This is a genomic window from Pseudoflavonifractor hominis (assembly GCF_014288125.1).
In the GTDB taxonomy this organism is placed as follows: domain Bacteria; phylum Bacillota; class Clostridia; order Oscillospirales; family Oscillospiraceae; genus Pseudoflavonifractor_A; species Pseudoflavonifractor_A gallinarum.
This window is the reverse complement of the sequence record NZ_JACOPR010000012.1, coordinates 1-11917: the sequence shown is the minus strand read 5'-3', so window position 1 is coordinate 11917 and position 11917 is coordinate 1. Positions and strand designations below refer to the sequence as shown.

Sequence of the window (11917 nt, the reverse complement as noted above, 5' to 3'; positions counted from 1 at the left end):
GCACATTCTATTGGGAGGTGAGCTCCATTGAAACAATATACCATTCGGGAATACATGGGGTTTACCCGCAATGGACCGCCACGGGCAGGCCTGATCTCTCTGCCGGAACACGCATTTGATCAACTGGAGCAGTTCATTCTCTCCAACCGGGAGGAAGGTTCCGGTACCCAGCCACTGGAGTTGATGAGTCTGAGCGCAAAGCCCGGCGTGGGCAAAGTGATTACCGCCAAAAACTATGTAGGGGTTATTACCACCAGAGACGGAACAGAGATTGAGATCCTGCCCAAACTGACGATAGAGGGAGACGACAGCGACCAAGCTGTCCGCAAAGTGTTTCTTACCATGCTGCGAACGGTTCAGGAGGCGCCATTCAAGACATTTCGTACTGCCCACCTGAATACTTCCCGTATGCGCTTGCTGGATCTGTTTGTGCGCATGTTTTTGGACGAGGCCCACCGGCTGATTCAACGCGGCTTAAAATCAGATTACACGGCAAGGCAGGACAATGAACCCTGTGTCCGTGGGAAAATCGTATTCTCGGAGCATATTCGAAAAAATCTGCTGCACCGGGAGCGAATCTTCGTGGAGTACGATGTGTTCAGCGTGGACTGCCCGGAAAACCGCCTGGTAAAGTCAACCGCTGTCTATCTGCAGCGGCATGCCACAGATCTGCAGAACCGCAAGGACCTTCGAATCGTGTTATCTGTTATGGATCAAGTTCCAGTGTCCAAACATGTGGAGCAGGACTTCCTGCGCTGCGGCCAGTCACGCTCTATGGCGGACTACCGGCGACTTTTGGAGCTGTGCCGGGTGTTTTTGCAAGGGAAGAGCTTTACTGCCTTTTCTGGTGGAGAAGCTGCGCTGGCGCTTCTCTTTCCCATGGAGCGCGTGTTTGAAAGCTATGTGGCAGCGGTGCTGCGGCGGCATTTGGACTCCAGGCAATATCGTGTTCATGTGCAGGCAAAGGGCAAATATCTCTTTGAACTGCCGCGGAAGCAGTTTGCCCTGCGGCCGGATTTGGTCATTGAAGATTTGAATAGCGGCGAGCGGACTATATTGGATACCAAGTGGAAGCTTCTGTCTCCTCAGTGGCACAATTATGGAATCTCACAGGCGGATATGTACCAGATGTACGCATATCAGAAAGAATATGCGGCAAAACAGGTGGTGTTGCTTTATCCGGATTGTGAAGCAATGGCAGGACAGAAAAGCCCTCTTTGCTATTCTTCTCCCAGCGGAAGCCTGGTCATAGTGCAGACATTGCGTTTGGATTCTCCGATTGCGATGGCAGAAGCAGTGAAAGAGTTGCTGGATGTAGCATCCCAGCCTTCAAAATAGCAATGCACGCCCAATCACGGAGAGATATCAGCGAAACGAAGAAGGGCGGTTTGTGATGGACAGCAAAAAATACATGTTCCTGATCAATGGGCAGGACAAGACGGACTCCGTTGCCAGCTTCCGTTTTCAGGACGGTATGTGCGAGGTGGTTTACAGCAGTGCCCCAAAGCCCTACCACTACCGTGCCGAAAAAGTGCAGCTCCTGAAAGTACAGAGCCGGATCGATCCCTCACAGTTTATCATTACCGTGGATGGAAACCCTTTTTCTCAGATTGATGAGATTCTGGATTTTGGCTCCTTTTACCGTTTCATCCGGACAGGGAAAAGAGCCCTTACATATCCAAAAGGCCAAGTGGAACTTCAGAAAAACTGCCTTACGAGCCAGAGACAAGCGGGCGTTTTTGAGTATTTCAAAGAAACAGCAGCAGCGGTCAGTCTGGTGGCTGAAGACGGTCTCAATATTCTGAATGCCCAGTACGAGCGAATCCAGAGTGTCAGCGACGCAACGGTGCTGTCCTGCTATCTGGATTCTTCCAAGGAGCCTGCGGTGCGGGCGCTCCCTGAGGCAGTCATCTACCCCTTTGGTCTGAATCAGAGTCAGAAAACAGCGGTGGAGAATGCGCTTTCTTCCCAGATCAGCATTATCCAGGGGCCTCCCGGTACCGGAAAGACACAGACCATTTTGAATATCATCGCCAATGCAGTTCGGAATGGTCAAACAGTAGCTGTCGTCTCCAATAACAACTCTGCCACCCTGAATGTGGCGGAAAAGCTGGAGAAGAAAGGACTTTCGTTCCTGGCCGCTTTTCTGGGGAGCCGAGCGAATAAGGAGCATTTTCTGGAAGCACAGACTGGTCAATATCCCGATATGTCGGCTTGGGCTCTGGAGGCGGAAGAGGAGGCACAACTGAACCAGGAGATAACGGTTCTCTCCAAAGAGCTCAGTGAGATGCTCAACGCGAAGAACCGCATTGCCGCCATCGAACAGGAACTCCTACAGCTGACGCCAGAGCAGCACTATTTCGGTGAGTATTACAGCACCTATGCGAAAGGTCTGAGGGATGAGGTAAAAGGGCTCTCTTCTCAAGAGATTTTGTCTCTCTGGTTGGAGTATGAGCAACATGCCCAGCAGGAGAGTATGTGGGCAAGCCTACTCCAAAAGATCGCTATTCTGTTTCGCTTCAATCGCAGTGCTCTGAGAGTATTTTTCAAAGCTCCGGAACTAGTCATTCCGTATCTCCAGAGGCAATTTTATATGGTGCGCCAACAGGAGTTGACAGAAGAGCGGGTTCAGTTGGAAAAGAAACTGGAGCGGTATGCCTTTGACGAGAAGATGGCAGAGCTGACGGAAAAGTCTCTGCGGTTGTTCCGAGCAGAGTTAAGCGAAAAGTTTCCTTGGGAAGAGCCCCGTCGGTGCTTTGAGATGCGGGATTTCCGAGGTAAGTCCAGGGAATTCAATCGAGAGTATCCAGTGATCCTGAGTACGACTTACTCCATCAAGGGTACTCTAAACTTTGAACATACCTACGATTATCTCATCGTGGATGAGGCATCCCAGGTGGATTTGGCCACTGGTGTACCGGCCTTCGCCAGCGCCAAGAATATCGTCATTGTTGGAGATCTCCAGCAGCTTCCCAATGTGCTGGACAACCAGAACATTCAGAAAAGTGAGGAGATTTGGGGCCGGTATTCTCTCCCGGAGACGTATCATTTCACCGCCCACAGTCTGCTCTCCTCCGCCATTGCCACATGGCCGGAGGCTCCTACCGTTCTTCTGCGGGAACACTACCGCTGCCATCCCAAGATTATCAATTTCTGCAATCAGAAATTCTATGGCGGGAAGCTCATCGTCATGACGGAGGACCATGAAGAGCCGGATGTCCTGACGATGTACCGGACAGCACCCGGCAACCACGCCCGTGGCCATCTGAACCAGAGACAAATTGATGTGATTCGGCAAGAGGTGCTTCCCAGCCTGGAGAGACAGGGGTATGGGAGTATTGGCATCATTACGCCGTACCGGGACCAGGTGGCGGCAATCCAAACACAGCTGGGCAAGGAATTGGAAGTGGCTACCGTCCATAAATTCCAGGGCCGGGAAAAGGACGCCATCGTTCTGACCTCCGTGGACAATGTTATTACGGACTTTGTGGATGATCCACGGATGCTGAATGTGGCGGTATCCAGGGCGGTCAAGTCCTTGACCGTCATTACCTCACAGGACCCGCAGAACGACCGAACCAACTACGGCGATCTGGCGCGCTATATTGAATACAACAACTGTGCGGTAATTGAGAGCGCGGTGTACTCTGTTTTTGATCTGCTCTACCAGGGGTATGCTGAGCAGCGGAGGGCCTTTCTGAAAAAGCATGGGCGGGTTTCAGAATACGACTCGGAAAATCTCGTCTATGCTGTGATTCAAAATATGCTCCAAAAAGCAGAGTTTTCTTTTGTGGATTGTGCGGCCCATGTGTCCTTGGTCAACTTGGTGAAGGACTACTCCATGTTGACGGAGGAAGAAACAGCATATGCCCGTAATCCCCTGAGCCATGTAGATTTTCTTTTGTTCCGTCGTATGGACAAATCTCCTTTGCTGGCGGTAGAGGTGGATGGTGCCGCCTTCCATGCCGCAGGAAGCGTCCAGGCGGACAGAGATGAAAAGAAAAACCGGATTTTTGAACAGTGTAATATTCCGCTGCTTCGACTTCGGACAGATGGGAGCGGGGAGGAGGAGCGCATGGAACAGGCGCTTCGGTCAGCAGTTTCTAACAGTTGACCCCCCCGAGATTACCAAGAGAAGAGGAACTATAAAATGAATGTCATTTGCTTCGGCGATTCCAATACCTACGGCTATGACCCACGGGGCTATTTCGGCGGGCGCTATGACACAGACAGCCGGTGGGTGGACATCCTGTCTGCGGAGACCGGGTGGAGAATCTCCAACATGGGGCAGAACGGCCGGGAGATTCCATCTGCCGTTCCCATCCTGCCCGCTGACACGGACCTGCTGATCGTCATGCTGGGGACCAACGATCTGCTCCAGGGGCGAAGCCCGGAGCAGGCGGCTGAGAAGCTGGAGCGGTTCCTCTCGAGCGTCTCCATGGATCGAAACAAGATCCTGCTGATTGCACCGCCGCCGGTGACCACTGGAGCGTGGGTGCCCAGCCAACAGCTCATTGACGACTCCTGCATCTTTGCACGACTTTGTCAGGACCTGGCGGAACAGTTGACGATCCGCTTTATAGACGCTGGAAAGTGGAATATCTCCCTGGCCTACGACGGCGTACATTTTACCGAGCAGGGGCACAAAACGTTTGCTGCCGGACTTCTGGAGGAACTGAAATGAAACGAATGATCCCTTTTCTGTTTGCCCTTTTACTACTGACCGGATGCGGCGGGAATGCCGCAGACGGCTCCTATCAGCAGATCACACAGGAAGAAGCCAAAGAGAGGATGGACAACCAAGAGGTCATCGTCCTGGATGTGCGGGAACAGGACGAATATGACAGCGGGCACATTCCAGGTGCCGTTCTTCTGCCGGTAGGCACGATTGACGAAGATACTGCCGCTGAGGTGATCCCGGAAAAGGACTCCACGGTTCTGGTCTACTGCCGCAGCGGAAACCGCAGTAAGACAGCTTCCTCCATACTAGCCGAACTAGGCTATACCAACATCTATGAATTCGGCGGCATCAACACATGGCCCTATGAGACGGAGCCGTAAGATAAACGGCCCTTGGACGTAAAATCTATATTGTGACAAACAAAGAAAGAGTCAGTTAGAAGCTCAGGCTGCCCAACGTGTAAACTGTGGAGGGATCATATGAGTCGCGCCAGACTGCTACATGCCCTTTCAATTTTAGAAACGGAAACCAATATATCCTGTGGGCTAACATTACAAGAAATTTGCCGGATACTGTTTGAAAAGTACCCGGAAGAAAGGTGCTCTGAACAGCGGGTGCGCAAGGATATCTCTGTTCTGCAGGTGCTTAGTGCAGAGAAACTTGTGCCATTTGAGCTAAAGTATGAGTCAGGGCCTCACAATCAACGAAAATATAAACTTTATTGTCCTGCTTTTGGGTTAAATGAGGCGCGAATGGTATTTGATTCAATCTCTATCAGCCAATTTTTAAGCCCGACGCAGAAGAACTCACTAATTTCTCAACTGGAAGGGTTTCTCTCCCAGCGTGAAGTGCGGCAGTTAAAACAGCGTGTCCGAGTAAGACCTTGCTTAATGCAAAATGAGCAGCTTCCGCAGACACTTCAAGTAACTTACCGAGCAATTGATGAACAGAAGTGCTTGCGCTTTGATTATTCGAGATTCGATATAGCAGGGAGACAACAGATCAGAAAAACTTATCGCCACATTCGCCCAATTCAAGTTGTATGGGAGCAAGAACATTATTATTTGGTGGCCATAAATCCAGAACACGACAAAGATGACCAGCAAAGAAATTACCGCATTGACCGAATGAGAAATGTGGCCTTTGATACTGGGGAGTGGAGGAAAGTTAAGGAATTCGGCTTCAGCTATGGTCAATTTGATATGTTCTCCGCCAAAGAAAAACGGATTGTAACATTTCGAGTGCATCCAGATCTTCTTGATATGGTATTTGAAACATTTGGGACAAATATTATATGTCATCCGGATGATAAACGACAGGATTGGATTGTATTCTCTGCTGAAGTAGAGTTATCTGCCGGCTTTGACCGATGGGTGCTTCGGCAAACAGATAAAATAGAAGTATTAGCGCCTCCCTCGGTACGCAATCGTATCCATGAATTGCTAGAAAACATTATCAAAAGCTACCGCAAATAAAGCGGTAGCTTTTTTATATTTCAAAAACTAATTTATTATTTTGCATCAGTTTTTCAGATTTCAAAAAACTGATTTGCTATTCTTATGATAAAGTCATTATAAATTCGGAGGTCACCCATGAGATATGAACTTGAAAAATACTTCTCAAATCCATGTGAATCCAGTGGGCTGTTAATTGCAGAAGCACCTACCGGATATGGAAAGACATACGAAACAATCCAGGCAATTTATCAGTATATCGAAAAAGGCGGATCCTCTCAGGTTCTATTTATTACAACCCTTCTTAAAAATTTGCCCGTAGATGAATTGCGGAATCTCTATGAAAAGAATGGCCGGGGTGCGCTGTTTGAAAAAGAAGTATTGGTTCTGCCCTCTGCTGAGTCAAGTGTGGAGAAGGCTATTTTAACAGAAAAAATTCCATTGGAGTTCCAGACAGACGCATACCAGGAACTTTTATCTGCCTGCCGGAAGAAAAAACAATATCAGGAACAATTTGGGGAAGCGGGCAAAGAGATAACGAAGCACCTAGGGAATCAGATCCGTGAGAAGCTGGAGCCTCAATTTAGGCATGAACTGGAAGACCGCCTTCGAAAGGATTTTCCGGAGGGATCAGGGCCCCGGCTGGAGGCAATCCGAAATAAGGAAAAATACAAATGGATGGCCAAATTTTATCCCTCTGTGTTCTGGTCGGAATATAAGGTGCTTCTGTTATCTGTGAAGAAGCTCATGGCACGCAATATTTCCCTGGTAGAGCCTAGCTTTGCTTGTCTATCTGAGCGGATGCTGAAAAACAGAATTGTATGTATGGATGAGTTCGATGCTTCACGGTCGGTTATCTTAGACAGCTTGATCGATCGGGCACTTGATCTGCGAGCAGATTATCTACAATTATTCTTGCAGGTTTATCGGGGTGCGACTACCCATCAAGTATGCAATGAACTGCAGACAGTCCGAAAAGCTTATGAGGCGGGGCAGACCCTGACATGGGAAAAACTCTTAAAAGAAGCGCAGGATATTTATCAGGAAGGTGCCCTCTATTACAGCATGAAAACCGTAGACATGGCAATCGATAAAGGAAGAAACTTTCTATTTCACGACACCTCTTACCACACTGTTTTGGACGGGAATCGCACACACATACGCGCGGTGTGCAATCAATCCGATGCGCAAGTGCAGATTCACTTCGAGGGAAAAGATGAGTATGATGCGCATCAGGATGAACCGCGCATTGTGCTCCAAAATCTGTTGCGGAGAATCCATGTATTCTTGCTGCGTTTTCAAAGGTATGTATACGGATGGGCCAAATCCTATGCCAAACTGGTCAACACACGCAGGCCACAAGAGGAAGACTCCTATACCATAGCTGCTGCGACAGAAAGCATTTTTCGGCAGTTCGATTTGACATCAGAGCAAACACGCCTCATGTCAGAAGAACTTGCAGACAGCAAGGGCGGGCGATCCCTACAAGATGTGATTTCTCCCGATCTGTCCTTTTATGAAACTGGATTTCGTCTTTTTGAATTTATTGACGATGACCATCATCGAGCCCAAACCTATTTGCAGTATCTGCAGATGAGAAATACACCGGAAAATGTTCTGCTATACCTGTGTTGCCAAGCGAAAGTGGTTGGTCTTTCCGCAACGGCAGCACTGCCCACCGTCCTTGGAAATTATGATTTGAAGTATATAAAGGAACAACTGAAAGGACATTACCATGAACTTTCCGATGAAACAAAGGCCTCTATTCAGAGCGGGCTGGAAACACTGTGGAGGCCATACAAAGAGGGCAGAATTCAAGTCAATTTACAGGTGGTAGACCGTGGCAAAGATCACTTGTTGCTCTCGGAACGACTGGAAGATATTTTCTCTCAAAAAGCGCTGGCGCAAAAATATACACATCGTTTTACCGCTTTGGGTAGCGAAGAATACGTCCAGAAGCGGTATTGCAATATATTGACAGCGATGAAAGCGTTTTGGACACAACCAGACATTCGTGCGTTTCTCTGCCTGAATCAAGTATTACCGACGCCAGAGAAACGAGCGATGGATGAAAATCTACTGCGGGACGCATTAGAAGACCTGCGGAAAGCATATGCCCCACAGGCGATTGGAGAAATGGTTATCTTGCGCAGCGGGGAGCAATTTGAGGCAAACAAAGACTGTTTGCTGCAAGCTTTGCAAACCGGTGCCAAACGATTTGTGTTATCCAGCTACCAGACCCTTGGGGCGGGGCAGAATTTGCAGTATCCAATTCAAGATAGTAGTAATCTGGTTACACTAAATGCGGAATATGACGAAAAAGATCCCCGATTTCAGAAAAAAGATTTTGATGCTCTATATTTGGGAGATGTCACGCATACCGTTGTGAATCTAAATGAGGATGGACCTTTGAGCGGGCGGGAATTGATGAAATTTTGCTTTCAGGCAGAGTGTCTCTATGAAAATGATGAGATCTCCTACCGCACATTGAGTCGTCTTCTCAAAGATGGTATCGGCCGTTTTTCGGGGAGACGCGTCCTAAATGCTTTTGCTCAGAGCATCTTACGACAAAGTGACAGTGTTCACGGACAGATTACGCGAGATGTCATCCAGGCAGTGGGGCGCATGGGGCGGACTTTCTTAAAAAATCCGTCTGTGTATCTATTTACCACAGAGAAAACATTGTATGACTTAGATCTCGCCTGCTTGAATGGACGTATTTTAAGTCCGGAGATGGAGGTACTGCGGAAGGCACGAACTGAGTTGGGCGGTAGAGAAACCTGTATGGATCATGCCCACAATGAAGCAGAACGCAAAGCGACCAGAGGCAATACATACATATTGCGGATGTTAAATGTCGACTGGACCGAGGAGACGATGGCGCTTTGGAAAGCCCTGCGTCAAACAGTCCTTCAATACCCCAGAGCCGGACTTGATGTCTTGAATGGCAATCCTATGATACGAACCTACTATATCCCGCTGGCACAGGACAGACACTGCTATTTCTATGCGCAAAAAGGAGACTTCTCGGAAGTTATCCTCTCTTTTAACCAAGACAAAATGCAGTTTGCGGCAAGTCTCCCAGAGGGACTGTCTCTCTCGACCGTAAGTGAAGAAGAAGCGCGTCTCGCGCAAATCCTGTTGTATCCGGGATTGAAGGAGTATTTTATCCATCATGGATGGGCTACCGAGTTTGGAACTGGTCCATATATTATGAGCCCGGTTCTGTTCCAAAATATTTATAAAGGCGCTTTGGGAGAAGTGGCCGGTAAGTTTATTTTGGAGAAGGAACTGGGAGTCCCACTACAGGAAATAGAAGATCCGGCGAAATTTGAATCATTTGATTTTGTCGCTGATGGAGATGTATTCTTTGATTTTAAGCACTGGAAATGGAATATGCAGGTAGAGGAAAGGCCAATGCGGGAAAAAGTTCTGGAAAAATTGGATGCGGTAGGCGGCAAAAGAGCGTTCATTGTAAATCTATTCTCAGATGGCGTGTCGCGACCGTCATGTAGCAAGGACGAGCGTCTTGTTGAAGTACCGGGAATCCTTCTTCCGACCGGCCAACTTGATCCGTCCGCAGTGGACTATATAAGGAGGTTTCTATTGTGATTCAGACCAATCAAATGGAGATTGCTTTTGATTTTGAAGCAATTGCAAGGGATTTTTCAATTTTTGAAGCAAGGCGAGATCAGGGTAATTATTGGAAGAGTAGGGTTCCAGATGTCGCCTTACAGGAGTGCAGGGCATTGGCCGTCGTGTATGAATGGGGGACAAGTTGCTATATCTTATATCATCGGGCTTCCGCTGAACAATACTCGCTTAAACAGGCGCTGGAATGCTGTGAAGATAATGTACGGGTACAGGAAATCTCAGCGCAGGAGTTGGCTAAAACGAAAAAACACCTTTTAGTCCAATTACTCTGTAATGCGCTTCCCAGTATCCAAACAAACGGGGAACTATATCATAATGTGACGGGGAAGCTGTATTACATGAACCCCGGCTGGTTTTACTACCGGAAAGAAGTATTGGCCAGTTTTTGGACACTCCAGATTTCATTTACAAAAGACGGTTGTGTTAAGCTGGATGTAAAAACCTTTAGCAATACCCGAATCAAACAAGACTGTAAAAATAAACCTCAGTATCTATTTGATCCGGAATGCTATATACTGCGGCGGGCATTGCGAGATGATCCAGGTAAAAGTACAGATCACTTCGTAATTGGAGCGCTTAATCAAAGACGGAAGAACACCGTGTCATTTTTGGAATTTGGCTCATTACCCGATTATCAAAATTGCAAAGTCGGAATTTTACATCAGTTTTTGCGAGATGTGCAGACATCATTATCTCCGTATTTATCTCTGAAAATGGTTTCTCTCGATGAAAGTACCCATCTGGGAGTATGTGGCTCAGTTGATAGTATGACAGGAATCAGAAATCGTTTGAGAGAGACACCCCTATATCTGGAGGATACGGTACAAAACGAGCAATCCCGCACATTAATCTCCATGCTGCGTTATGAACTGGCGCAATATAGTGGGGTTACCTTTATGGAGGGAACTCCAGGAAAAGACGATGCACTGCTTCGGATCATACACTATCCTCTGTTTTACGAAGATCATCCGGAAGATGATGCATATTTTAAAGCGCCCAAGCATTGCATTGTACAGCATATAACGGTCGAAGATTTTCAGCTAACAGGCATGAATGCGCGCAGAACAAAAGAAAAAGAAGACCACAAACTGCTAAAAGTGATCCAGGAACTTGCCATTAAGATCGATATAAGCCGGCGGCAGATGAGCTGCTATGATTGGGCCAAGCTTGGAATCAATAGACCAGTTACATTTGTTATGGCATATTCGGATTCTAAGGACCAAAGCAAACCGATCTGTTATGATATGTTCCGCATACAGCCGGGCGGAGAACTATATTTTGAATCGTGGCAGCAATCTTTCTGTGAAGATAATTCAGAACGAGAGAAAATCTCCGCAGCGTTTGAAACACCCTATGGAAAGTTCGATACTACCATCAAAGGTCTTGTCTATGAAGAGGAAAACAACATCCATATCATTTACGACACGGACCGTTATACTCTTCCCAATATGCAAGATCTCGAACGGGTTCTTAGCGCGACGCGAGATGATGAACAAATCTCAGCCAAGCCGCTTGTAGAAACAATACAGAAATACGCTGATAGCTTATCCGGCAACGAGAGAGCGCGGTGCGAAATGATTCTGGATGAAATCGACCAGCGTGGTATGCAAGTTAGCAGAAAAGAATTGCGGCATATTCTCAATTTGAGGAGTAACCTGGGCAAGCAGATCAACCGATTCATTTTTGAGGAAACCGGCGTTTTAATCGGGAATGCCCTCAAAAGTGCCCGAAATAAAGAAGCACTTTTCGGAGGGGTGTTAGGAATCCGCCATTTTTGTAAAGATGGTGCCCAGTACTACTACTCCGGATATTTTGGGAAATCCTTAAATCGGTCGTTCCCTCATGCCTGTAAAATCCGAAAGGTTTGCTCAACCGGTCAGACATTGCAATTCCAGGCATACCTTCCTCTGCTTGAGGTTGATTTCATACGTGCAAATGGATGGACTGTCATTCCTTTCCCGTTTAAGTATTTGCGAGAGTGGAAAGCGCAGCAAGAGCGGTTCAGGAGTGAGACTTCTTCAAATTATGTGTAAACCTCCTGAGTGGTGTAAAATAGAAGCATCACACAGGAGGTTATACATATGGCCAGAAAGAATCGCACGCCGGAAGAAAAAGCCCGGCGGGAGAA

The 11917-nt window shown here is 47.6% G+C and carries 7 protein-coding genes; all 7 read left to right on the top strand.

Annotated elements, in window-relative coordinates:
• Positions 1-27: 27 nt before the first annotated feature.
• The gene (locus tag H8S34_RS14065) at positions 28-1338 is read left to right on the top strand and encodes an McrC family protein (RefSeq protein WP_243208041.1); all 1311 of its coding nucleotides are present in this window, start codon (positions 28-30) and stop codon (positions 1336-1338) included.
• A gap of 55 nt (positions 1339-1393) precedes the next feature.
• Positions 1394-4114: an AAA domain-containing protein gene (locus H8S34_RS14060; protein WP_186964325.1), complete on the top strand. Its 2721-nt coding sequence runs from the start codon at positions 1394-1396 to the stop codon at positions 4112-4114.
• A gap of 36 nt (positions 4115-4150) precedes the next feature.
• Positions 4151-4684: a GDSL-type esterase/lipase family protein gene (locus tag H8S34_RS14055; protein ID WP_186964324.1), complete on the top strand. Its 534-nt coding sequence runs from the start codon at positions 4151-4153 to the stop codon at positions 4682-4684.
• The gene (locus H8S34_RS14050) at positions 4681-5061 is read left to right on the top strand and encodes a rhodanese-like domain-containing protein (RefSeq protein ID WP_186964323.1); all 381 of its coding nucleotides are present in this window, start codon (positions 4681-4683) and stop codon (positions 5059-5061) included. The genes H8S34_RS14055 and H8S34_RS14050 overlap by 4 nt, the downstream gene beginning before the upstream one ends.
• 99 nt (positions 5062-5160) lie before the next feature.
• Positions 5161-6156, top strand: coding sequence for a helix-turn-helix transcriptional regulator (locus tag H8S34_RS14045; protein WP_186964322.1), 996 nt, complete (start codon positions 5161-5163; stop codon positions 6154-6156).
• Positions 6157-6273: 117 nt separating this feature from the next.
• On the top strand, positions 6274-9747 hold the full coding sequence (locus H8S34_RS14040; protein ID WP_186964321.1) for a DEAD/DEAH box helicase family protein: 3474 nt from the start codon (positions 6274-6276) through the stop codon (positions 9745-9747).
• The gene (locus H8S34_RS14035) at positions 9744-11822 is read left to right on the top strand and encodes a hypothetical protein (RefSeq protein ID WP_186964320.1); all 2079 of its coding nucleotides are present in this window, start codon (positions 9744-9746) and stop codon (positions 11820-11822) included. Before H8S34_RS14040 ends, H8S34_RS14035 begins: the two co-directional genes overlap by 4 nt.
• The last annotated feature ends 95 nt before the right edge of the window (positions 11823-11917 follow it).